The following is a 24,638-nucleotide window of genomic DNA, read 5'->3' on the forward strand; positions in this document are numbered from 1 at the left end:
AAATATGTCGATCCCATCAACATATCGTAAAAACGTGTCGATTTTTTTCGGTTTTTTAAACATGTTTTATTGATATGTCGATTTTATCAACCTATACTGCTTTAAAAAACTTTATAGGAAAAGTGATGACTTGGATTGCAGATCAACCTTATAACGATTTACCGCTACTACCGCCCAATGAAGAGGTGGAGACAATAACAGTTCTTAAACGATGCATTACGGCAAGAGCGGCATTGGCGGAATTGAATCAAGCGGGGAAGCTACTTCCTAATCAAGGATTGCTGATTAACTTATTGCCCATTTTGGAAGCGCAAGGAAGCTCCGAGATTGAAAATATTGTCACTACGACAGATAAGCTTTTCCAATATGCAGTAGAAGAGAGCAATGCTGATCCTATGACGAAGGAGGCATTAAGTTATCGCCGGGCGCTCTATAATGGCTTTATTTCATTGAAGGATGTTCCACTATCGAGCCGAACAGCCATAGAGATCTGTAGCACAATGAAGGGCACAAATATGAATGTGCGTAAACAGATGGGAACAGCGCTCCGCAATAGTACAACGGGCGATGTGATCTATACACCTCCGGCAGGAGAGGAGAAGATTCGTTCACTACTAAAAAATTGGGAAGACTTTCTGCATGCCGAAGATGATCTTGATCCGTTAGTAAAATTAGCCATCCTCCATTATCAGTTTGAAGCGATACATCCCTTTATTGATGGAAATGGTCGAACAGGGCGAATACTCAATATTCTCTATCTTATTGAGAAGGAGCTATTAACGCTTCCGATTCTCTATCTTAGTCGTTATATTGTGATGCATAAGAGCGATTACTATCGTCTACTACGTAATGTGACAGAAAATAGAGATTGGGAGAGTTGGATTCTTTTTATGCTTCAAGCGATCGAGGAGACTTCTACTTGGACGAAAGAGAAGATAGCAGCGATCACGATGCTGATGGAGGAGACGATTCGATTCATTCAGGAGAGAGAACCCAAAATATATACGCGAGAGTTAGTAGAGATTCTCTTTGAACAGCCTTACTGCCGAATTTCGAACTTAGTGGATAAGGGGATCGCAAAACGGCAAACGGCATCGACTTATCTACAAAAACTTTGTGATATTGGTGTTTTGACAGAGCATACTGAAGGTCGGGAGAAGTTATTCATTAATAGACGCTTACTTGAGTTGATGAGCGAGTAAAACTAAGTGTTATTGAAGCCGGTAAAGAGGGCAGTAAGAAGTTGCCCCTTTGCCGGCGCATAGTTTCTGGAAGAACGCAGTAGTAAGATCCGGCAACGTTCAGCTTTTTTTATCTCAATTAATTTTGATCAATTATTCTTAAGAAGGTTTGTTGAGGGGCGGGAGCCAACCATCTCAATCTTTTCGCCGGTGCATGCCCGCGGTTTGGCATCTTTCAGCGCCGAGGAGAAAGGATCTATTTAAAATAGACCAGTCGGTAATTGAGGATTGCCTCTTGCCGGCATGAGATCTGTGAAAGCATGCAGAGGTGATTTCCGGCAACTCATCAGCTTCTGTTAGTTCTACTATTTTTTAAAAGAGGATAGATATGAAAAATGATATTAATCGACAAGAGTATCCTTTTTTAGATTTAATACTATGGGATACAAAGAAACAAAAATTCACACCTGAGGAAATCTTCTATCTTTGTGAAAAAAGATATCGATACTTTGATGAGAGAAAACTCTCTTCTAAAGAGCGTCAGCTTTTGCAACGATTAATTAAAATAGTAGGTAAAGGCGCATTTAATCATTCTTAAGAGAATCTGCTGAACGGCGAGAGCCAACCATCTCAATCTTTTAATCGGCGCATGCCCGCAGTTTGGCGCTTTCAGCGCCGGGGAGAAAGAGATCTATGCAAAATAGATCAGTCGGTAATTGAGGATTGCCTCTTGCCGGCATGAGATCTGTGAAAGCATGCGAAGGTGATTTCCGGCAACTCATCAGCCTCTTTTGTCTCAATAAATTATTTTGATGATTCTTAAGAGAGTTTGTTGAGCGGCGGGAGCCAACCATTTCGTTCTTTTAACCAGTGCATGCCCGCCAATCGGCATCCATGATGCCGAGGTGATTTTATTCTTATGATTACTGCATACCTGCGGTTTGGCATCTTTGATGCCTATTTGCCGGCACGCAGTTTCTGGAAAAGCGAGATAGTAAGATCCGGCAACTCAACAGCCTCTTTTGTTTCGATTAACCATTTGAAGCATTTTTACGACTATATGCACATTTTTGGTTATCGATTCCGACCTTAAACTTCCCTATAAAGAAACACCTTACTCTCTTTTGTCTTCATCTCGCGACTTAGTTGGAGTGGGGCGAGCGCTTTTTCGAGATCGAAGGTGGCTTTGACCGGCATCTCTAAAGAGAGGGAGCTTAAGTTTGAGAGAATGGGATTCCCCTCTAAAATTGTTAAAAGTGGTGTATAGAGATCATGGAAAAAAGGGGGGTCGAGGAAGAGATGTTGCCGGGGATATTGGGGCAATTGTTCAAGAATCTCTTGATGCAGGTTATTTCCCGGCGTTAAGGCATCTAAGGCGCTTCCTTTGATGAGCTGATAGCGCTCTTCCGGCACTTTAAGAGTGCGAAGATTCTGCGTTAAAGAGCGAAAGACATTGGCATCTTTTTCGATAAATATCGCCTTTTTTGCCCCGCGCGAGAGCGCTTCAATCCCTAAAGCGCCGGTGCCGGCAAAGGCATCGATAATGATCGATCCGGGAATGGAGATCTGTAACCAGTTAAAGAGCGTTTCGCGAACGCGTGAAGCGGTCGGGCGTAGGCCATCGGCATCGATCACTTCAATCTTACGGGAGCGATATTCGCCCCCAATAATCTGTACCGAATGTCTCATTATTTCATTACCTCTGCCTCAGTCACCTTGGCAATTTCCTTTTCTTCGGCATTTTGCATCTTAGCTGTTTCCACCCTATTTTCTGTTTCTGCCGTTACGGTTTTCTCTCTCTTTGTCTCTTTGGATTTGATCGGCGCCGTTAAAGCTTTGATCTCCGCTTCTGATGGGATCTTTGAAACATTGAGCGAAGGGACAATATGGCCACGAATCCAGTTCTCCGTCTCTTTGGCAAGTTCCGAAGTTGTCCGTGATGTTGCTTCGATCGGCGCACCAATCACAATGGTGATAATCCCCGGCTCTTTAAGAAAACGGCCTTTCGGCGCGGCAATTCCAGAGTTAATCGCCATCGGGAGAATCGGTGCTTCAAGCTGCTTTGCCACAATAAAGCCCCCCTTCTTAAAGGGAACCACCTCACCAAAGGGAACGCGTGTTCCTTCCGGGAAGATAATGACAGATCGCCCTTCTGCAAAGCGCTCTTTTGCTTGTTTAGAGATCTGTTTTAAGGCATTTTTACCATCTTTACGGTTGATCGCAATCGGTTTTGCTTTTGCCAAACCCCAGCCGAAGAAGGGAATATAGAGCAGCTCCTTTTTCAGTACAAAGGAGTGGGGCGGTAGAATAATGGTGTAGATTAAAGTCTCTAATGCCGATTGATGATTGGAGACAATAAAGTGCGGAGCTTTCTCTAGATATTTGAGATTCTCCGCGCCGATGATTCGGTAATCGATGCCGGCACCGATGCGCATCCAGCCCACTAAAATTTTGGACCAAGCGATCGTCACATTTCGATACCAAGAGCCGGTCAGAAGAACGGTACTTATCAGCATCACCGGTGTAATCACGAGATAGATAAAGAGAAAGCCGATAAAGGTTATCAGTGAGCGAATCCAAGTGATCATACGCTATTCTACTCCTCTGTAGATGGGATGGTTCGGTTCAATAAGAGCGCATCCACAAAAGATGCTAGATCATTATAGGTAAGGAGCGAAGAATCATTCATCTTTTTTTCACTCTTTAAGCCATTGCCGGTTCGAACTAAGATCGGCGTTACCTGATAATCGCTCTCTTTCGTTGCCCGTTGTGCTGCTTCTACATCGGAGCTTTTATCGCCCACAAAGTAGATCACACTCTCTTTCGGGAGCGCTAATGCCTCAATAATGGAGAGCAACATGCCGGGATTGGGTTTTCGATCGGGGTGATGGGGATCATCGGCGGTGCAAAAAGCGATCATATCGATCTCTCCTTGATGTTCGGCGAGAAGGATGCGCATCTTCTCATGCATCTCCTCGAGTGCTTGATGATCATAGAGCCCAAGCGCAATCCCCCGTTGATTGGTGGCAATACCGATCTTAATGCCGGCGTGATGCAGCTGCGCCATCGCTTCTAAACTGCCGGGAATAGGAATCCACTCATCGCGCGATTTAATATAGGCGCTTGAATCTTGGTTGATAACGCCATCACGATCTAATATCACAAGATCGGGGCGGGGAAGGGGCTGCTTCTCTTGCGCATCTTGGTGCGCGTTACTCTTTTCTCTCATCACTGACCTCGTAGGTTCTATTTAGGTTTTATTGTTAAATGATCACCCTCTAAGAAAGGGAAAGGGGAGACACTCCTCAGAATGCTCCCCTCGATTTTGATACGCGTTAAACTAGCATCTTCTTACTCGAATTAGAGTTGTAGAATTAGAGTTGCAATTTAGAGATATCGGCCACTGTCTCAAAGTAATCACGAATCTCTGTCAGGAGCGCAATACGATTTTGACGGACTTGAAGATCATCGGTCATCACCATGGTATCGGCAAAGAAGTTCGCAAGTGGCGTCGCTAAATTACTCAATGCTTGTAAAATCGCCTGATAATCACGCGCTGCTGAAAGTTTACCAATCTCCTCTTTAAGCGCTTGGCTTGCATTGTAGAGCACTTTTTCCGAATCATTCTCTAAAAGAGATGCGGAGACTGCCGGCAATGCCGCTTCAGACCTGTTATTCTCTAAAATATTGTGGATACGTTTATTGGTCTCGATCAGAGTTCCTGCTTCCGGCAATGCTTTAAATTTCGCAACTGCAAGGAGACGATGGTAGATATCGAGCGGATTGGTTAATTTCAATTCAGAGATCGACGCAAAGACATCGCTTGAAACACCAAGATCGGATGAGTAGGCACGCAGACGATCGAAGATATAGGTGAAGATGGTATCGACCGATTTTTCCGCCTCAATCTCCGCCGGCATTGTATCGGCACTAATTTTGATCAATTTTAAGAGATCGAGATTGAGCTCCGCTTCGATCAACATACGCAATACCGCAAGGGCATTTCGGCGAAGACCATAAGGGTCACGCGAACCTGTTGGAATCTCATCAATCGAGAAGATCCCCACAATGGTATCTAAACGCTCGGCAAGACCTAAGGCTAATGCCTCTTTGCTCTCCGGGAGACGATCGCCGGCAAAGCGGGGCCAATAAACCTGCTCAAGGCTATCTGCCACAATCGGATCTTCATTCTGATTGAGCGCATAGTAGCGCGCCATCGTTCCCTGTAATTCAGGGAATTCTTGAACCATATCACTAATAAGATCTGCTTTATTAAGGCGTGCTGCACGGGAGACAAGTGTTGTATCGGCACCAATCTCTGCCGCAATCGCTTCACTCAAGGTGGCGACTCGGCGAATCTTATCCGCTTGAGATCCCAATTTTGTCTGGAAGACTACATTTTCAAGATCTGCTAAATAATCGCTTAAGGGCTTCTTCTTATCTTCATTCCAGAAGAATTCCGCATCGGCAAAGCGAGGACGAATCACCCGCTCATTTCCTGAGATCACCGCTTCCGGCTCTTCGCTGACGATATTGCTCACAAAGCAGAATTTATCCACCAATTTGCCATGCTCATCAACAATGGGGAAGTAACGCTGATGATCTTCCATCGCGATAATCAGCGCCTCTTGCGGCACATCTAAGAAGTGGGATTCAAACTGACCAATCATCGCCTTAGGATACTCAACAAGTGCCGTCACTTCATCAAGTAAGCCGGCATTGATAATGGGCGCACCGATCCCTTTTGTCGCGGCATTGATCTGCTCTTCAATCATCGCCTTACGCTTATAGAAGCTCGGGATAATATGCCCTTCGCGTTCCATAATGGTTTCATAATCTTTCGCATGGGTGATCGTGACCGGCGCTTTTGTATGGAAACGATGTCCACGGCTCACATTACCCGCCTTAATGCCGAAGATCTCAATATCTAAGATCTGATCGCCATAGACCACCGCAAGCCAACGAACGGGGCGAACAAATTCAAAATCGTGATCTGCCCAGCGCATCCGTTTGGGGATCGGTAGACCTTTAAGCGCCTTCTCAATCATCGCCGGAAGAAGTGACGCGAGCGATTCCCCTTTCACCTCCTCTTTAAAGGTGTACCAAGCGCCTTTCTCAGTCTCTAAAAGTGAGAGCTGTTCCACCGAAACGCCACAAGAGCGTGCAAAGCCTAAAAGTGCCGGCGTCGGCTCGCCATCTTTCATCGCCGCCTGAAGTGCAGGGCCACGGCGTTCATTACTATAATCGTCCTGTTCCGACTGTAGATCAGAAATCACAACAGCTAAACGACGCGGGGTAGCATACGCCTCAATTTCTGAAAACTCTAACTTCTTCGCCTTCAATTCTGCTTCAATACCCGCTTTGAAAGCGTTGGATAAATTGTTCAATGCTCGTGGAGGAAGCTCTTCCGTCCCAATTTCAATCAGTAGCGTCTCTTTAATCATTGTGATTCCATCTAAAAAGTGTATGAAATAATCGATTGTTCCTTTATAACCGGTTATTTTAGCGTATTCAAACGGCTTTCTCACTCATATTGTGTCGAATGAAGAGAATTTGTGTTATTAGTAACCTATTTATCTGATTTGAAATCTCTATTTCATTCAATACCATTTAGCTGAACTTTTCAGATGGCACCTCTGTAATAGAGCTTATTAAAATCGATGCATCTAATTGATGCGCCCTTAAAAAAAGTGTTAAAACTAGTATTAAAACAATCGATCTCCGCTATGAAAAAAATCCCCAATCTTTTCCGCTATGCAACTTCCGAGCTCTCCCAAGATGCGATGATCTGCTGGCTCTTAGCCCATGCAAATCCCGAATTTGAAGATGCAGATCCTCGACTCCAGAAGCTTGCTTTAACCTTGATCAATCAGTTTCTAGAGAAATCAGGCTATCCACCACTCTCTGAGCCGATCTCTAAAGATCACTTTAAGATCAAACGGCAGTACCGTAAGGTTGATGTGGTCGCGCGCGTGAATCAATATCTCTTCATTATTGAGGATAAGACCGTTGCCGGAATTCATGGTGACCAACTAAGCGCTACAACAGCAACTATCGCAATTAGGAATCTCTGCTCACTGGAAACATACGGCGAACCAAGGGGGCGGACAACATGTTTTATGGCTATCCCCAGCAGGGGAATTGGGGGAGCAACAATATCTGCAATTGCAAAGCCACGCCGAAAGAGAGATGGAATTAGCGATTCGTACCTTAGAGCATCAAGAGCCGATCACAACGCCGATGAAACGTAAGATGATTCGTTATCTAAGAGAGCAGTTTCAGCAGCACCAAGCAGAATACCCCTTAATTAAAAACATTCAAAAAGTCCCTAGATTGAGCGGTAGAAAAAAGAGTAAAACTTCAGCCATTATGCTCGTCAATCCAAAGGAAGATCTCTTCTCAAATAACGAGCAGAATACCCTTTCGATAGAGAAGATTGCCCAGTTGATTAAGGAAGCGGATCACTTTTTGAAAAGGCATTGTTATAGAAAAGAAGATTAAGAAAGAGAAGGCAAGATGTATAAATAGTTGTGGTGGTGTTAAGTCATAACGGTGGCAGGGAGTTGAGCTATCTTATGTGATTATTTTTGTATTTATTCTATTTTCTATTAAGCTTAAGCACATTAATTTATTTTTTACCATATTTTTGCTACTAGTCACACATTCATAAGTAGGTTTAATGAAAGTCTTTCCATTTTTTATACGATTAATACTTCTATCAATTACATACTATTTAATTAACGCTGTTTTTATTGATGATCGCCTCTCTTTTTATACGATGGTTGAGTGGTGGTCTAAATTAGCAGGTTATTTAGCTCAGTTAATTGCAACGCTGATTTTAGTGACTTTTTTCTCTTATAGTAAACGGGTAATTAAGTGGTTATTTTTACTCGTATTTATGGTTAATTCTCTATTCTATTTAACTTATTACAATGCTGTAGGAACTTATTTAACCTTTAGTGATTTAATAACGCTTATCCAAGCAAAGGGAAATTTAACAGATGCCATTATGGGATATGGTGATCAGTTTTTAAAAGCGGTATTAATTCATATTCCTTTTATCTTGGTTTACTCTTGGCCGAGTTCTTGGTGCTTACGTTGGCGCGGATCGATTATCACTTCAACTATCTATATTGTAATTCTTATTGCTTATAGTCTCTCGCTGATAAAGACTCAAGGGCGAGGATTAATTGGACGTCCAGGATTTATATTACCTACAGTACAATTAGCTGTTTATAGTTATGCTAGTGTGAAAAATAGCCAGATAAATGATGAGTTAAAGCCTAGAGAAAGAGCTAACTACCTCAACTTTGTTGCAGATTCAGATAGCGTTAATACAGTTATTATGACGATTGATGAATCGATTAATTGGGATTTGATCGATCTAAATTATGAGGGAAATGTAACGCCTACTTTAAAACGTTATCCTAAAGATAATATTACGAATTTTGGTAAGGCAATCTCCTATGCCAACTGTAGTGACTTATCAAATGCCTCTATTCGCAAATTTGTACGATATGGAGAAGAGGAGAAGGATCTCTTAGGAACGGATATTGTCTACATCTGGGAAATCGCAAAGCATGCGGGATTTACTCCTTACTTAATTGATGCTCAGGCTAATGGTGTTGGTCATAATTATTTTACGACGGAAGAGAGAGATCAGATCAATATCATTCAAGTTAATGGTGAAGATGATGCTGAGTTAATCGATCTTATTTTGGCGAAAAGAGAGCAATATCCAGAAGAGAAGCAATTCTTTTTAGTGATTAAACAAGGTGCTCATCTTCCCTATTATAAGTCGGGTATCTCAGAGGTGTTTTCACCGGGAATGAAAAGTCCTGTTTTAAGTCAGGCTACACGAGAAGAGATTATCAATACCTATAAAAATAGAGCGCGTTTTGAAACTGATCGATATTTTGAAGCTATTTTAGAAAAATTACCTTATAAAGAGCAGGTTGCCATTGTTTATACTTCTGATCATGGGCAAACATTTGATGTGCCAGGGCAGAAATCATTTCATTGTGATACCCGCAACCCCGATATTAAGGAAGCTACTGTACCGCTTCTATTTATTGGACCGCAATTTCTTAATGAATCAGTAACCATTGAAAATATTAAAAATGATCAGAATATTAAGAGTCACTACTATATTCCGGCATTATTGATGACAGCATTAGGTTATCAAGATAGTGATATTGCTCAATTTACGGAGTATTTTGAACTTTTTGAAAAAGATGCTAATCCCCATTTTGTCTATGACAGGGCAGTTCCATTCTTTGAAAGTGATGCACAGAAGAAGGAATTAGAAGAAATTGATGTTATCTCTTTAGCACCACAATTTTAAGAGTTATGAATTTAAAGCTATAGATCGATATATTGCTGAAAAGTTGAAAGCCTATTTTAGGAATAGGCTTTTACTCTTTCAATAACATCAAGCGGAGAGATATCTACAATTTTATCTCTCTTTTTATGACACCAAATAACTTCGGTAATCTCTTTTTTGAGAGGTTCCCATTCAGGAGTTTTGTGTCTCATTAAAGCAATTAAAGGTGTATTTACAGCATTGGCAAGATGAATAATCGATGTCTCCACAGAGATAATTAAATCAGACTGTTCTAAAATTGCCGGTAGTTCATAAAAGTTATCAGTTGCGCTAAAAGGAATAGTATTTGCTAAATTAGCGGTTTGAATTGCTTCACTTATTTCAGAGAGATGATCTGGCGTAGTGTTAAGAAAATAGAGTGCATTAGCATATTGAGGTAACTGCTGCATCTTCTCTATTAGTTCAATTGCCTGTGCTAATTTCCATGAGCGATTAGGATCTTTTGCAAGATAATTGATAAAGATAATTTGTTGGGAAGGGGGCTTTTTAAGTTTTGCTAGTTTTTGAGCTGTATTATCTTTCCAGTATTGCGGAATGTCGATGAAAGGATATTTTTCTTCAGATATCATTGTATATCCGCCAATTTGCTCAAACCAAAATGCAAAAAGATCACTAATATGACGCCCTTTTGTCATTGGGATGGATTTGAAAGTGATATCCAAGTTTTTCCAGAGTTTTCTCTTATAGATTTGGTATTTGAGTCGATACCAATTGATATGCAGTTTAAGTCCGGCCACAATACTATCAGGTCCTGCCATTTCTCTAGCATACTTTTCTGTGGGTTCAGAGTGAACATCACCAAAAGAGATAATAAGTGGGTAGTTCTCTCTTTTAGCTTCTTCAATTGCTTCCGCAAAAAAATGTGGAGCATAATTTTTACGGTATATCTTATTGAATAAGCCACAGCCTTCTAACCAATCGTAAATAACATCTTTTTCTAAAAGAGGCCATCTACTCTCATCTGTTGTACAACGACTCTCCACAACAAAAAGATCTATCTTTAGATTCGGATAATGTTTTTTGAATACACTAAAAGCGCTCTGTAGATAGGCAAAGTCACCAATTGCTAGATGGATAATAAACAAAACTTTGTCGGTTTTTGATACAAGTGTGGGTAATGAGAGATTATCAGAATTGTCTTTTTTCATACTTATTAGCATTATTGGTTAATCAAAAAATATAGTCGGCATCTTAGTGGCAAAATGACATACAATAGATACCGATAAATATGTAAAGTATAACACTTAGTTAATCTATGGATATTAGATATTCATACAGTAGGCGATTTATGAAAATATCGATAATCATCCCCATTTATAATGTTGAAGCAGAAATTCAGCATTGTTTGAAATCTGTCTTAGAACAAGATTATAGTAATATTGAATTAATTTTAGTTGATGACTGTACTCCAGATAATAGTATTGATCTAGCCCTTACAGTTATAGAAGCTTATAAGGCGACTAAGCGCACTATTTTAGTTCAACATAAAGAAAATAAGGGGTTGTCCGCTGCTAGAAATTCCGGCATAGATGCTTCTAGCGGGGATTATCTCTTTTTTTTAGATAGTGATGATAGCTTAAGCTATCCCAGCGCAATAACTGATTTGGTAAGCTTGGTAAAGAGTGATGAAGAGTGTTGTGATGTTGTAATAGGTAATTTTGAAAAAGTTACGCCACAAGGGGATACTTTAGAAATAGGCTTTCAAAAAGATCTTTGTTCATCCTCTACGGATGAGATTTATCATCAGTACGTTGAAGGTCGGTTGACAGTAACAGCGTGGGGAAAATTGGTACTTCGTGATCTAATAATTGAAAATAATCTCTATTTCGAAGAGGGGATATATCATGAAGATGAATTATGGTCATTCTTACTATATCGAAATGTGAAGAGTCTTCGCGCAACATCTATGATTGTTTATGATTATTTAGAGCGAGAGGGTTCCATTTCTTTTTCGATTAAAGAAAAAAATGTTGTAGATCTTAACTTTGTTATAGAGAAAATGTACCAACAGTATCTTGTGGAAAATAACCCTTTTTATCAAAAATTGATAGCCCTCAAAATAGAAAAATTAAAAAGACGATCGTTAAAATGGATGGCTAATTTTAACGATGATTTTATAAAGCAACAATTAGTGATTTTGAAGAAGATAAAAACGAAGATGGCTACTTCCGAAATAAAGTATATTGAGCAATTACTGTTGTTGAGTTTACCGATCAAATTAGTAATAGCTTATCTCAAATTTAGATGGGGAAAATAGAAATGGTGAAAGACGAAGAACTACCAATTATAAATGCATTATGGATTGGAGACCAGTTAGGGGCTATTTCTAGAGCTTGTTTAACTTCTTTTGTGATGAGGGGACATCAGGTGCATCTGCACACTTATGGTGAGATCAAGGATCTTCCAGAAGGCGTCATGATAAAAGATGCTAATGAAATTATTGATAAGAGTAAAATTATAAAGCATAAAAAAACAGGGAGCTATGCTCTCTTTTCTGATATTTTTCGCTATGAATTATTAAGACAGACAGATAATAATAATATTTATGTTGATTGTGATGTCTACTGTATAAAACCTCTTTCTGTGCCGAAACATGGCTATCTATTAGGTTATGAGGATGATTATACGATTAATGGAGCAGTTCTAGCACTACCATCAGATTCAGATTTATTGAGAAATTTACTTAATATTGCGTATGATTCTACTTTTATTCCTCCGTGGTTTTCTAAGAGTAAACAAATAAAGTTAAAAATAAAAAAGAGCTTTAGAATTAGTGTAAATATTGAAGATATGCCTTGGGGAATTATTGGTCCTTCTGCAATAACCTATTATGTTAATCAGTTAAAACTAGAAGATTATATTGAAGATATTGATATTTTTTATCCCATTCACTGTAAGTCAGTCATTAGTTTTTTAACAAAATATCAATTAGATGTCAGTGAAGTTTTGACAACTAGGACACGAACTATTCATTTGTATAATGAAATGTTAAAAGAAGTAGATTTAGAATCTCTTAGCTCTAAAACAATAATGTATTCTCTTTTAGAAAATGAAATTTAAATGAAAACAAAAAAACAAATTCGTGTAGGATTAATTATCGATGGGTTCTTTGGTGGGGCTAATACTCAGTATGGTGGGTACGGAAAACTAGCCAGAGATTATATATGTAAATACTTATCTAAGCAGAGTTTAGGCTTGGATATTATTGTTGATGTTATTTTAGGCACAAGTAGTCGTAAGATGCTTGCGAAAAAATATGTAGTAGATGGAATTAATTTGTATAGGCTACCTAAATCGGATTTTTTCGCTAAAAGATTTTTAAAAAGGAAAAACTATGATATCTACCTATCGATAGAGCTAGTTGATGAAAGAGTTCTTTTGCTTGAGAAAGAGAGTAATAAAAAACTTATTTTATGGATTCAAGATCCACGCCCATGGTATGAGTGGGAGGAGATTAATACTGTTCGGTTATTACCAGAAGAATGCTACTATCGGCAGGAAATATATGATACTGTCCACGATTGGTATAAGAGAAATAAAATAGTCTTTGTTTCGCAAGCTGAATTTTTAAATAAAAAAGCAATTGATCTGTATAACCTTGGCAATGATGTACCTATTAAATATTTGCCTAATCCGATTGAAATAGATTATACATTTGATGTAAGTAGTTATGAAAAAAAAGATAAAATCATTTTTTTAGGGAGAATAGACTCTGTTAAGAGAGGGTGGTTGTTTTGTGAAATTGCAAAACAACTTCCTGAATATGATTTTTTTGTTTTAGGTAAATATCAACATGAGTCTGATAGGATGAAAAGCATTTTGGAGGAATATAATAAACTTCCTAATCTAACTTTTGTTGGTCATGTTGATGGGGATGTTAAAACTCAATTTTTAAAAGATGCCAAGATTTTAGTTAATACTAGTATTCATGAAGCCCTACCAGTTTCATTTTTAGAAGCTTTATCATATGGAACTTTGATAGTAAGTAACCGTAATCCTGATAATTTAACAGAGATGTTTGGTATTTGGACGGGAGATATTCTTGGTGATGGTTGGGATAAAGTCTCATTATATACCCAGGCTATAAAAAAAATCATAGAGGATGAACCTCAAAGGAAAAAATTATCTAAAAATGCTATAGAATATATTAATAATATACATAATATAGAGAAGTTTCAGAAGAATATAGTTGATATTATAAAGAGTGAGATAACCTGAGTATTGTATTTATTTTAAAGGATAATGGGTTTTCCTAGTTAAGTTCTCATTTCATATGCTCTCTTTTTATTAATTCTTAAAGCTCTCAACTAGAAATTTTTGTAATGCAATTTCTGCTACTTGCTTTGGAGATATATTCTGTCGATATTATCTTTCCTTTGGAACCCAAATTACCGTTGAAATATTTTTATCTAGGAGGGCTCATTCCTGTGTTCTTTGTTTCATAAGTGTGATTACAGGAGTTTTAACGGTATTAGCTAAATGGATAGTGGATATTTCGATAGAAATTATAAGCTCAGAGAGCTTTAACATAGCGGGGAATTGATAAAAATTTTCTGTAGGATTATACGAAAATATGTTAGGTAGGCACTTTTCTTCAATATTCTTATCTAATGAAGAGATAGTTCAGGAAGTGTATTGATTAGAAAAGTGGTATGCTTAAATTGTTTTTTGTTGTAATCTTCGGATCAATTTGAGTGTTTGTTCTGCTTTTCAAAATTTTTTAGGCGCTTTTACAAGGGAGTTAATAAAGATTATTGAAGTAGAGTTATCGGCTTTTAATCTCTGTAGGTGTTGATTGGTAGAATTAAGCCATTTTTCAGGAATATCAACAAATGAAAGTCTTTCTTTGGGGGATGATGTAACTCCCGTGAGTTGTTCTATCCATGAGTTGTATACCGCGCTAATATGCTCACCTTCTTTAGAAGTTTACTATAAAAGAATAAATTTAAAACTTTTCAAGATGGTCGTTTAATTTATGGTAAAACCACAAATCTCTAACCAAACATAGAGAACATGATTTTTAAGTGCTAGCCATTGTTTTTCATCATCAGTACAGCGATTTTCTAATATAAAAAGATCTATTTGAATGTGAGAATGCTTTTGATGAAAAGCTCTAAATATACTCTGTATATAAGCATAATCATCTATCATTAGGTAAATTAAAATAGGATCTTATCTGTGTTTTGTAAGAGGTCATGTGAGAGTGCCTGTTTATAAGTAATTAATAAATAATATATTTATATGAGTGATATTTTCTTATTCTTCAAGATTTCCTAGCGATCTTTTCTTACTCCCTCACCTATAAATAAACATTAAACTTAATTGTTATTAATTATTTAGGGCTTTTCAGGCGTGTATTTGTATGGATCAGAGTCAGCGGAGACTAAAAATAAATATCATATTTTTTCAGGAGAAATTGAGTTGTAATGGAATACTTAAAAATAAGTTTATCCTTGGATATTAGTATGAGATGGCTATTGCTTTAGATTGAACGGAACATTTCTGGTTATTTCGGAAAGTAAAATATTTAAACAGTTATGTTTTTATTATATTGTCAGATATGTTTATAGTTTAAGTTATTGGACTATTTATAAGGTATTGCGTTAGATGAAGTTGGTAAAAGTATCACTCATTGTGCCTGTTTTTAATGAGGAGGAGGCAATCCCACTTTTTTATGAGAAGGTAAGAAGTGCTTCTTTTTTACAAAATTATGAGGTGGAGATTGTTTTTGTTGATGATGGAAGTCGAGATGGGACGGAAGAGGCTATTAATTCATTAGCATGTTCGGATGAGTTAGTAATACCTTTGAGCTTCACCAGAAATTTTGGTAAGGAGCCAGCACTTTTTGCAGGGTTAGAGTATGCCACGGGTGATGTGATGATTCCAATTGATGTTGATCTCCAAGACCCTATCGAAGTTATTCCACAGTTAATTTCTAAATGGCAAAAAGGATATGATGTAGTTCTTGCTAAACGATTAGATCGTAGTTCGGATTCATTTTTTAAGCGTAAAAGCGCAGAGTGGTTCTATAAATTACATAATAAAATTAGTAAGCCCACTATTGAGGAAAATGTGGGAGACTTCCGCTTAATGTCTCGAAACGTTGTGGAGAATATTAAGGAATTGCCAGAAAGGAACCTTTTTATGAAAGGTGTTCTCTCTTTGGTTGGCGGAAAAACAGCAATTGTAGAATATAGAAGGGCAGAACGGTCAGTAGGAGAGACAAAATTTAATGGTTGGAAGTTGTGGAATATAGCTCTTGATGGGATTACCAGTTTTTCAACAGCACCTTTACGAATCTGGACTTATATTGGTTTTTTTGTCGCGGCTTTAGCTTTTCTATATGGAAGTTATATGATTATTGGAAAGCTTTTTTTTGGTAATCCTATTCCAGGGTATCCATCATTATTAGTATCAATTCTTTTTCTTGGCGGAATTCAGCTTATCGGAATTGGAGTGCTAGGGGAATATATTGGGAGAATTTATATAGAAACGAAAGCGAGGCCTAGATATATCCTTAAGAAAAAAGATTAACTTGATAGAAGGCGTCATGAATTGATTGTTTTTCTAAGTCTGTTTTTTTTAATACTCACCACACTTTATGTTTATTTTATCGCTTCATCCTCAAAGCTCTCTTTTGCTTTCAGTGCCGTGATACTAGCTTCCAAATAGGGACTATTGCCGATGGCGATATTGCGGAGCCATCTTGCGTAGCCGAGCCGGCGGATGGGGGAGCCTTCTGTCCAAATAAATGGTTTTAGGCATTTTCGCTTTGAAAAAACAAGTTTTCATTTTTTAAGTTATCTTATTATAATTTAGGCATCATACCTGCCATGCCTCTGAATTAATTCGTTTTAATTTACGCACAAATGAGCAGGTTTTTTTGTTTTCGGGATTATTTAAGAATTTTTATTAAAGATAATTCTGGGTATAGCCTTAATAAAGACCCCAGATTAGGAAATTGATCGATTATTTTTTTCATTCTGCTCTTCAAGCGCCCATTTGACATGTTCTCTCACCGCTTCATCTTCAAAGTTTTCTTTCGCTTTTAGTGCTTCGATATTCTCTTCTGAATAGGGGCTATTGCCGATGCCGATGGCGATATTGCGGAGCCATCTTGCGTAGCCGAGCCGGCGGATGGGGGAGCCTTCTGTTTTGCGGAGGAATTCTGCTTCTGTCCAACTAAAAAGCTCTAGGAGTGTGGAGGAATCGAGCTTATGGCGGGGGAAGAAGTCTTGAGTTGTAAGGTCGATCGCAAAGCGATTCCACGGGCAGACGATTTGGCAATCATCACAGCCGAAGATGCGGTTCCCCATCGCGGAGCGATACTCTTCTGGAATGGGGCCAAAATGTTCGATAGTGAGATAAGAGATGCATTTACGCGCATCGATCTTAAAGGGAGAGACGATGGCATCGGTGGGGCAGGCTTTGATACAGCGGGTACATTGGCCGCAGTGGTTGGTGATCGGCTCGCTGGGGATATCGATCCGTTTTGAGAGTAACAGTTCGCCGAGAAAGAAGAAGGAGCCTCTCTTCGGGTGGATAATCATGGTATTTTTCCCGAAGAAGCCGAGGCCCGATTTTTGGCTAAAGGCGCGTTCTAATACCGGTGCGCTATCCACAAAGGCGCGAAATTCAAGGCCGGGGATCTCTTCTTGTAGCCATTTTCCCAATTTTGTGAGCATATTGCGGAGCACTTTATGGTAATCCCGCCCGAGGGCATATTCTGCAACATAGGCGTGGTTGGGATCTTCTAGGCGTGCTTTGGCATCAATCTCCGGATTGAAGTAGTGAAGTTGTGCAGTGAGCATCGATACAGTGCCGGGGACGAGAAGATCTGGGTGGTAGCGCTTCTCCCCATGTTTATACATATAATCTAAATCGCCATGAAATCCCTCTCCGAGCCATTCGATAAAGTAATCCCGATTTTTGCCGGGATCGATATCGGCGCTAGAGAGTTCATTGATGCCGAGTTCCGCCGCTTTCGCTTTCAGTTTTGCGATAAATTGGGGCGAGTTGTAATCGGTATCGTGGGCAGTTTCATGGCGCATCGGTTATGCTTCGCTCTCTTGGCGCAGTCGCTCTTGGTATTTACGCTCAAGGGCGGCTTTCACATAGGGGTGGACAATAGCGCTCACATCTCCGCCGAGCATGGAGGCTTCTCTCACCATGGTGGAGGAGACAAAGGAGTATTTCTCACTCGGGGTGAGGAAGATGGTCTCTACTTTGGGGTTGAGGTGGCGGTTAAGGCTTGCCATCTGGAATTCATACTCAAAGTCCGATACGGCGCGTAAGCCACGCACTAAGATATGGCTATCGATAGTATCCATATAGCGGGCAAGGAGATCATTAAAGCCGATCACCTCAATATTTTCATGCCCTTTAAAGATCTCTTTGGCCATATCGAGGCGCTCTTCATAGGTGAAGAGGGGCTTCTTCTTCGGGCCGCTAATCTTCGCAACGGCGACAATCAATTTTGGGAAGATTCGTGCCGCACGAATAATGATATCGGAATGCCCATTGGTAATGGGGTCAAATGTGCCGGGATAGACGGCGGTTGTCTCGCTCATAATAATCCTCTTGTGGGGCTGCTCATGGCAGTCACCTTCTATATTATTTAATTGTTTAGTAAATCGTGGCTCTATTTTACGTGATCTCAGTCACTTTCGCATTAGCCGATTGTACAATCTGTTCGCTAGATGGAGATTTTTATTCTCTATTTTTCAAGTAAGAAGGGTCTTGGAGGGGCGGGGACTGACTGATCGGTATTCAAAAAATTGGGCATAACTTTGAGATGCTTTTACATAGTAAAGTATTTTATAGGGTTAAAATTATAAGAATATAACTTTTCCTTAGATCGAAATTGTTACAAATCATTTTAACATTCCATACCCAACAGTTTGAAAATGGATTAAACCCCACTATCAGCATGATATTAAAGGAGTGTATTTTCGAAAATAAAAGTCGCAATACACAGTTGAGTTTAAAAATCGTGTATTGACTATAACTAAAAGGATTAAGTCCGATAGAATATCGAACTTAGTCTATATCATAATAATGTCTTAAATAGTTCAATTTTATAGAATGATTTTTTATATTATATATAGTAATAAGCAATATCATTATCAATTACTTTATATAACCAACCTTCTTTATGTAAATACTCTAAATGAGCCATTGCTTCATTGGTTGCAAAGAATTTTTGCGGATTAGGGAAGTCATCCCATGAGGGAGCCCTAAAGTTCCATTCCATTAAAGAAGCTACTTCGCTAGGGGATAATTTTTTTTGATAATGCGAGCATATATCAAAAACTTCTTTAAGTCTGTTGTAATGATGTGCTATTAGTTCTTTTGCTCGTCGAGGGTGATCAGTCATTAGATTGCGATGAGATGGGTAAATGGTATTGATCTGTATTGAGCTGATTTTTTTTAAGTTATGAAGAAAAACATGTAATGCAGGAAAGTCTTGATCCCAATATGTGATATTGGGAGATATTTGATCAAGGATATGATCTGCCCCAAAAAAATTTTGGGATTGTAAGTCATATAAGCCTATCATTCCTGGAGTATGGCCAGCAATATCTATAACTTTAAATTTTTTATTGCCAACAGAAATAATATCGTGCTCTTTTAAAAGAGTGAATTCGATACTTGAGTTAAATGAGAATAGTGATGCAGGTAAGATATCTCTTGTTAGTTGATAGCGAATTAAGTCTAGCAAGATAATTCTATTTTCGATATTTTTGTAAAAATCACCATTTGCAATTTTTTGCATAATATTAGCATCTGGAATACTTGCAAAAACTTCGCATCCTTCCTCATAAAAATAGCCTGCTAATCCTGAATGATCAGCGTGTAAATGGGTAATAAAAACTTTAAGGTTTTTTAATTGAATATTGAGGGATTTGATAGCATTGAGGATTCTGTTTTTTGTGATTTCATCATTAAAGCCTGTGTCAATAAGTAATGCTTGTCCATTATCAACAATTAGATAACTATAGACCTCTTTGAGTGGGTTGTTATTTAAACTAAGCGGCAATTTATAAATATAGTCAGAGAGTTGTTCCATATTTTATTTCTCCTCTATAAGAATGGGTAAGTTGTTTAGTTAACTACTTACCCAATATAGATTTAATAGTTAGTGATAATTAATTCTTTTGAGGATCAAACATTCTTTCTTTGATAAATAAAGCGGGTATAAGCCCACATAAGAAGTAAGCTCCGCCCATAACCATGAAACCAGCACCAATGGAGTAGTGGGTAGCAATAAATCCAATTGTTGCAGGGGCTAAAGCTGCTCCGGCTCTTCCTACATTATATGCTCCTCCAACAGCGGTACCTCTGATTTTTGTTTCAAAGCTTTCTGTCATATAAGTTGCATTAACTCCATACGGTATTCCATAAAGGAAACCAAAGGCTATGAGCAAATAAAGAATATTATCAGGGGTGTGAAATAGGACTATAAGAGGTAAGAAGATAGCAGTACCTATTGCCCCAAAAGCATAAGTTGCTCTTCGCCCAAAGAAGTCTGCTGCAATTCCCGCAATAATTTTCCCTAAGATCATTGCTGTATATGATCCTACTAGGAAGAAGGTCATAGATTTGAATTGCATCCCCATTTCTTTTTGTAAGTAGTTGGGCATCCAGTTGTTTACTCCATAGTATCCAAACTGTAAGAAACCCGCGGTTAATGCCCATAAAATGAAAATTTTTCTAGTATTTTTTTCAGAGAAAATAAGTTTGAAGGCACTCTCTTTTTTTACTTTATTTTGACTGTTTTCTTTTTGTTTCTTTTTGGACTCAATCCAAGCTTGTGGCTCAGGGATTAGTAGTTGCATGCCAATTGCTAATACTGACGGAATAATCGCAATATAAAATAACCATCTCCAACCATAAGAAGGGATAATCCAACCAGCAAGAAGTGATGAGACTACATACCCGACAGACCATCCAGCTTGTAATGTACCCAATACGGTAGTCCTATATTTTGTAGGAACGTATTCAGCCATTAAGGTGTTACAAGCAACATAAAGAGCACCTAAACCTAAAGATGAGAAAAATCTCATAAAGGCAAATTGTACATATGATTGAGTTGCGCCAAGTATGGCTGTTCCAACAGAAAAAATAAGGATACTGATAACGACAGTTTTTACACGGCCAATTTTGTCAGCCGTATAACCACCTACAATTCCTCCTAACGCCATCCCTATTAGGGTATAACTTCCCAGCATTCCCTTTTGAAATTCACTCAAACCCCATTCGACCTCTAGGGAGCTCAGGCTAAAAGAGAGAAAAAGTAAATCAGCACCATCGACAAGTAGAGCAGTGAAACAAAAAATAAAGACTAAAATCCAGATATTATTGTGTTTTATCATAAAAAATCCTCCTAAGGATATAGAGCTTTATTTTCCTAAAGCTGCTCTAATCATATTTTTAGCAATGACTAATTGTTGTATTTGTGTTGTGCCTTCATAAATTCTGAATAATCTGACATCACGGTAAAAACGCTCAATACTATACTCTTTACTGTAGCCTGCTCCTCCAAAAATCTGTACGGCTCTATCGGCAACCCTTCCACACATTTCTGAGGAAAACATCTTGGCGCAAGAGGCTTCTGTGTTTACATTTAGACCTTCATCTCTTTTTTGAGCTGCATCTATTACCATGCATTTTGCTGCATAAATTTCAGCTTTACTATCTGCCAACATGGCTTGAATTAATTGGAAATGAGCGATTTCCTGTCCAAATTGTTTTCTTTCTAAAGCATAGTTAAGAGCATCATTTAGCATTCTTTCAGCTACTCCAACGCATATTGCCGCGATATGTAAGCGACCTTTGTCAAGAACTTTCATCGCGGTTTTAAAGCCTAAACCTTCTATACCCCCAATAATCTGGGATGCAGGGATGCGACAATTGTCAAAAATCACATCACTCGTTAAGGCCCCTTCTTGTCCCATTTTTTCATCAGGAGATCCAATAATTACGCCTGGAGTATCTTTGTGAATAATAAATGCAGAGATTCCACCGGAACCTTTAATATCAGGATTTGTCCGTGCCATTACAGTAAAGATGTCTGCTATGGGGGCATTGGTGATAAAACGTTTAGTTCCGTTGATAATATATTCATCACCATCTTTCTGCGCTCGTGTTTTGAGAGATCCAGCATCACTACCAGAGTCAGGTTCTGTTAAGCAGAATGCAGATATAAATTCTCCGCTAGCAAGTTTGGGAAGATAGAAGGCTTTTTGCTCTGGAGTACCATCAAGAATAATACCTTGAGCACCAATTCCATTATTAGTTCCTATGAGAGATCTGAAAGCAGGGGAGGTTTGACCTAGTGCAAAAGCGACATTAACCTCCTCTTCCATAGTGAGTCCTAATCCTTCATATTCTTCAGGAATAGCGAAGCCAAAAAGCCCCATTTCCTTGAATTGCGAAATAATCTCGTCAGGAATTTTATTATGTTTACTAACAGTTGCTTCAATTGGTTTAAGTGCCTTATCTACAAAGCTGTTAATAGAATCTAATAACAACGTTAACATTTCTTTATCGCGAATCATGCAATATCTCCTTTTTGTGTGAAAAGCTATTGATAACTCATTTTTTGGAGACAGGCAAGTTTTGAATCGCCATTTCGCTTAGCGGAACAACTATCCATATAATTGCTTATTGATTTATTTTGCTAGGTATGTATGATAAATATTTCTATAGAGTAGAATTAGTTTTTGCTATGCGAAATTAAGGATGATTATGAATAATAATAGAGATGTTGTGGTGACAAGACTAGGGAATGGAGTTGTGACTATTCAACTCAATAGGCTGAAGACAAAGAATGCTTTAGATACAGCACTGAGGACTCAGCTTGCGGAGGCCTTTTTACAGTTAGAAGAAGAGAAAGAAGTAAGGGCTGTTGTTTTGACGGGTGGAGATAATTTTGCGGCTGGCGCGGATCTTAATGAGATGAAGGATATCAGTTCTATTGAGATGTATTTACGCCATACAGAGCGTTATTGGCAAGCTATTTCTCGTTTTAAAAAACCCATTGTTGCAGCTGTGAATGGCTTTGCATTAGGGGGAGGATGTGAGCTTGCGATGTTGGCTGATATTATTATTGCAGGTAAAGGAGCTAGATTTGCACAATCAGAAGTAAAGGTTGGTGTTATGCCTGGAGCGGGAGGAACACAGAGGCTAATTAGGGCTGTAGGAAAATTTAAAGCCTTGAAGTTGATTTTAACTGGGGAAATTATTTCAGCTGAAGAGGCTGAAAAAATCGGATTAGTTTCAGAGCTCGTAGAAGATGAAAAGACTTTAGATCGTGCAATTGAAATTGCTCAAAAAATTGCTTCAATGCCTCCTTTAGCTATTGAGCAGATAAAGGAAGTAACGCTTTCAGGAATGGATCTGCCACTTGAGTCCGCATTAATGTTAGAGAGAAAAGCGTTTCAACTTCTTTTTGACTCAAAGGATCAAAAGGAAGGAGTTAATGCTTTCTTTGAAAAGCGGAAGCCTTTTTTTAAAGGGGAGTAGAGAAATGATTCAACGTAGATTTAAGACTGTTTCGATTGTCGGTGTAGGGGCTATGGGGACTGGTATTGCTCAGATTACAGCTCAAGCAGGATACGATGTCTATCTGTATGACCAGGACGAGGGTGCGGGACAACAAGCAAAAAACAATTTAAAAAAAATATTTGATAGCCTAATTGAAAGAGGGAAAATTACAAGAAAAGACGCAGTTGAGGCACTAAATAAGATAAATGTTGTGGAGACACTTAAAGATGCTGCACAAAGTGATCTTGTGATTGAAGCGATTATTGAAAATTTAGAGATTAAACAGAAGTTATTTCAAAAAATTGAGAAAGAGAAAAGAGCAGAGACAATATTAGCATCAAATACATCTTCCTTATCTATTAGTGCAATCGGCTCAGCTTTAGAGCAACCACAAAATTTTATTGGATTACATTTTTTTAATCCTGTGCCTTTAATGAAAGTTGTAGAGATTATCCCAGGGCTGCAGACGGATAGTGAGCTGAGCTATGTGCTGCAGCAATATGTGAAAGATATCGGACACACACCTGTTATTGCGAAAGATACTCCAGGATTTATTGTGAATCATGTTGGAAGAGCCTATGGTACCGAATCTTTAAAGATTCTTGGGGAAGGCATTGCTAGTGTTAGTACTATTGATACTATTTTACGAGAAGGCTTAGGCTTTCGTTTGGGGCCATTTGAATTATTTGACTTAACGGCATTGGATGTATCCCACCCAGCGATGGAGTCTATTTATTCTCAGTTTTATCAAGAACCTCGTTTAAGACCGCATACCTTAACAAAGACGATGTTATCCGCAGGAATGGTTGGACGCAAAGCAGGAAAAGGCTTTTATGAATATCATAACAACCAAAAAGTACTAGAGAAAACTGAAAAGAAGCAGACTATGCCTAAAGGAGTGAAAATTCCTGCTATTTGGATTGGTGCTGAATCATCTGATGATTATAAAAAAATTTTTAATCTTTTAACGACTATAGGTGCAACGATTGACCATGGGGAAAGACCCGAGCGTGATTCATTAACACTATTGACTGTCTGGGGTCAGGATGCAACTGAAGCGAGTATAAAGTTTAATGTAAAACCTGAAAATAGTCTTTGTATAGATTTAATGACTGATTTAAATCAACAGATTACTTTAATGATAAATCCATCAACAACATCTCAAACAATTGCTCAATACTGTGCATTATTTAATGCATCGCCCATGGTAATGATTAGAGATAGTGTGGGATTTGTAGCACAGCGGGTAATAGCAAGTATTGTTAATTTAGCTTGTGATATTGCTCAACAACAAATAGCGAGTGTAGAAGATATTGATTTGGCAGTTAAATTAGGACTGGGTTATCCACAAGGGCCTTTAGCATGGGGAGATAAAATTGGTCCATCAAAAATTTTACGTATATTAGAGGGGATTTATGAATCTACTCATGATCCTCGATATCGAGTGAGCCCTTGGTTAAAAAGACGAGTTATTCTAGGGTTGTCTCTTACAAATAAAGAACAAGATATTGTATAGGAAAGGAGTG

22 protein-coding genes are annotated in these 24,638 nt (G+C 38.6%); 11 read left to right on the forward strand and 11 right to left on the reverse strand.

All coding sequences use genetic code 11. The features are described from left to right. Positions 1 to 125: 125 nt before the first annotated feature. Positions 126 to 1,202, forward strand: a complete 1,077-nt coding sequence (gene fic / locus DC082_RS08255) for a protein adenylyltransferase Fic (protein ID WP_109236564.1) — start codon at positions 126 to 128, stop codon at positions 1,200 to 1,202. 367 nt (positions 1,203 to 1,569) lie between these two features. Then, positions 1,570 to 1,779, forward strand: a complete 210-nt coding sequence (locus tag DC082_RS08260; protein ID WP_109236565.1) for a hypothetical protein — start codon at positions 1,570 to 1,572, stop codon at positions 1,777 to 1,779. Between the two features lie 40 nt (positions 1,780 to 1,819). Here the strand turns inward: DC082_RS08260 and DC082_RS10775 are convergent, their stop codons facing one another. From DC082_RS10775 to glyS, 5 genes are all read right to left on the reverse strand, one after another. Beyond that, positions 1,820 to 1,963, reverse strand: coding sequence for a hypothetical protein (locus tag DC082_RS10775; protein ID WP_157957428.1), 144 nt, complete (start codon positions 1,961 to 1,963; stop codon positions 1,820 to 1,822). 307 nt (positions 1,964 to 2,270) lie between these two features. Continuing rightward, positions 2,271 to 2,870, reverse strand: a complete 600-nt coding sequence (gene rsmD, locus DC082_RS08265) for a 16S rRNA (guanine(966)-N(2))-methyltransferase RsmD (protein WP_109236566.1) — start codon at positions 2,868 to 2,870, stop codon at positions 2,271 to 2,273. Further along, positions 2,870 to 3,769: a lysophospholipid acyltransferase family protein gene (locus DC082_RS08270; protein WP_109236567.1), complete on the reverse strand. Its 900-nt coding sequence runs from the start codon at positions 3,767 to 3,769 to the stop codon at positions 2,870 to 2,872. The genes rsmD and DC082_RS08270 overlap by 1 nt, the downstream gene beginning before the upstream one ends. A gap of 8 nt (positions 3,770 to 3,777) precedes the next feature. Then, positions 3,778 to 4,410 (reverse strand): HAD-IIIA family hydrolase, encoded by a 633-nt coding sequence (locus tag DC082_RS08275; RefSeq protein WP_109236568.1) that lies wholly within the window; start codon positions 4,408 to 4,410, stop codon positions 3,778 to 3,780. Between the two features lie 145 nt (positions 4,411 to 4,555). Further along, on the reverse strand, positions 4,556 to 6,625 hold the full coding sequence (gene glyS, locus DC082_RS08280; RefSeq protein WP_109236569.1) for a glycine--tRNA ligase subunit beta: 2,070 nt from the start codon (positions 6,623 to 6,625) through the stop codon (positions 4,556 to 4,558). A 282-nt stretch (positions 6,626 to 6,907) separates the two neighbouring features. Here glyS and DC082_RS08285 point away from each other — a divergent pair, with 282 nt between their 5' ends. From DC082_RS08285 to DC082_RS08295, 3 genes are all read left to right on the forward strand, one after another. Next, a complete protein-coding gene (locus DC082_RS08285) occupies positions 6,908 to 7,432 on the forward strand; it encodes a hypothetical protein (RefSeq protein WP_133243698.1) in 525 nt (174 codons plus the stop codon). Continuing rightward, the gene (locus tag DC082_RS08290) at positions 7,371 to 7,682 is read left to right on the forward strand and encodes a hypothetical protein (RefSeq protein WP_133243699.1); all 312 of its coding nucleotides are present in this window, start codon (positions 7,371 to 7,373) and stop codon (positions 7,680 to 7,682) included. Before DC082_RS08285 ends, DC082_RS08290 begins: the two co-directional genes overlap by 62 nt. Positions 7,683 to 7,860: 178 nt before the next feature. After that, positions 7,861 to 9,525: a sulfatase-like hydrolase/transferase gene (locus DC082_RS08295; RefSeq protein ID WP_109236572.1), complete on the forward strand. Its 1,665-nt coding sequence runs from the start codon at positions 7,861 to 7,863 to the stop codon at positions 9,523 to 9,525. Between the two features lie 56 nt (positions 9,526 to 9,581). Here the strand turns inward: DC082_RS08295 and DC082_RS08300 are convergent, their stop codons facing one another. Continuing rightward, entirely contained in the window at positions 9,582 to 10,712 is a 1,131-nt protein-coding gene (locus DC082_RS08300; RefSeq protein ID WP_157957429.1) for a glycosyltransferase family 9 protein, read from the reverse strand. Positions 10,713 to 10,852: 140 nt separating this feature from the next. On the opposite strand from DC082_RS08300, the gene DC082_RS08305 reads away from it, so the two are divergent. The 4 genes from DC082_RS08305 (at position 10,853) to DC082_RS08325 (ending at position 16,098) form a co-directional block, all read left to right on the forward strand. Next, positions 10,853 to 11,821 carry a glycosyltransferase family 2 protein gene (locus DC082_RS08305; RefSeq protein ID WP_157957430.1) on the forward strand — a complete coding sequence of 323 codons (969 nt, stop codon included), beginning with the start codon at positions 10,853 to 10,855 and terminating at the stop codon, positions 11,819 to 11,821. Positions 11,822 to 11,823: 2 nt separating this feature from the next. Next, positions 11,824 to 12,624 (forward strand): glycosyltransferase family 32 protein, encoded by an 801-nt coding sequence (locus DC082_RS08310; RefSeq protein WP_109236575.1) that lies wholly within the window; start codon positions 11,824 to 11,826, stop codon positions 12,622 to 12,624. Next, entirely contained in the window at positions 12,625 to 13,782 is a 1,158-nt protein-coding gene (locus tag DC082_RS08315) for a glycosyltransferase family 4 protein (RefSeq protein WP_109236576.1), read from the forward strand. Between the two features lie 1,389 nt (positions 13,783 to 15,171). Then, positions 15,172 to 16,098, forward strand: coding sequence for a glycosyltransferase family 2 protein (locus DC082_RS08325; RefSeq protein ID WP_109236578.1), 927 nt, complete (start codon positions 15,172 to 15,174; stop codon positions 16,096 to 16,098). Between the two features lie 419 nt (positions 16,099 to 16,517). Here the strand turns inward: DC082_RS08325 and queG are convergent, their stop codons facing one another. From queG to DC082_RS08355, 5 genes are all read right to left on the reverse strand, one after another. After that, positions 16,518 to 17,615 (reverse strand): tRNA epoxyqueuosine(34) reductase QueG, encoded by a 1,098-nt coding sequence (gene queG, locus DC082_RS08335; protein WP_109236579.1) that lies wholly within the window; start codon positions 17,613 to 17,615, stop codon positions 16,518 to 16,520. A 3-nt stretch (positions 17,616 to 17,618) separates the two neighbouring features. Beyond that, the gene (gene coaD / locus DC082_RS08340) at positions 17,619 to 18,134 is read right to left on the reverse strand and encodes a pantetheine-phosphate adenylyltransferase (RefSeq protein ID WP_094567498.1); all 516 of its coding nucleotides are present in this window, start codon (positions 18,132 to 18,134) and stop codon (positions 17,619 to 17,621) included. Between the two features lie 527 nt (positions 18,135 to 18,661). Beyond that, positions 18,662 to 19,633, reverse strand: coding sequence for an MBL fold metallo-hydrolase (locus DC082_RS08345; RefSeq protein ID WP_109236580.1), 972 nt, complete (start codon positions 19,631 to 19,633; stop codon positions 18,662 to 18,664). 79 nt (positions 19,634 to 19,712) lie between these two features. Next, entirely contained in the window at positions 19,713 to 20,939 is a 1,227-nt protein-coding gene (locus DC082_RS08350) for an MFS transporter (protein ID WP_109236581.1), read from the reverse strand. A gap of 27 nt (positions 20,940 to 20,966) precedes the next feature. Then, on the reverse strand, positions 20,967 to 22,124 hold the full coding sequence (locus tag DC082_RS08355) for an acyl-CoA dehydrogenase family protein (protein WP_109236582.1): 1,158 nt from the start codon (positions 22,122 to 22,124) through the stop codon (positions 20,967 to 20,969). A gap of 190 nt (positions 22,125 to 22,314) precedes the next feature. Here DC082_RS08355 and DC082_RS08360 point away from each other — a divergent pair, with 190 nt between their 5' ends. Together DC082_RS08360 and DC082_RS08365 are read left to right on the forward strand one after the other, a co-directional pair. Further along, positions 22,315 to 23,091: an enoyl-CoA hydratase gene (locus DC082_RS08360; protein WP_109236583.1), complete on the forward strand. Its 777-nt coding sequence runs from the start codon at positions 22,315 to 22,317 to the stop codon at positions 23,089 to 23,091. Positions 23,092 to 23,095: 4 nt separating this feature from the next. After that, complete coding sequence (locus DC082_RS08365) at positions 23,096 to 24,628, forward strand: 3-hydroxyacyl-CoA dehydrogenase (protein ID WP_189363333.1); 1,533 nt, start codon at positions 23,096 to 23,098, stop codon at positions 24,626 to 24,628. Positions 24,629 to 24,638: the final 10 nt, after the last annotated feature.

The sequence above is a fragment of the Ignatzschineria indica genome (assembly GCF_003121925.1).
Taxonomy (GTDB): domain Bacteria; phylum Pseudomonadota; class Gammaproteobacteria; order Cardiobacteriales; family Wohlfahrtiimonadaceae; genus Ignatzschineria; species Ignatzschineria indica.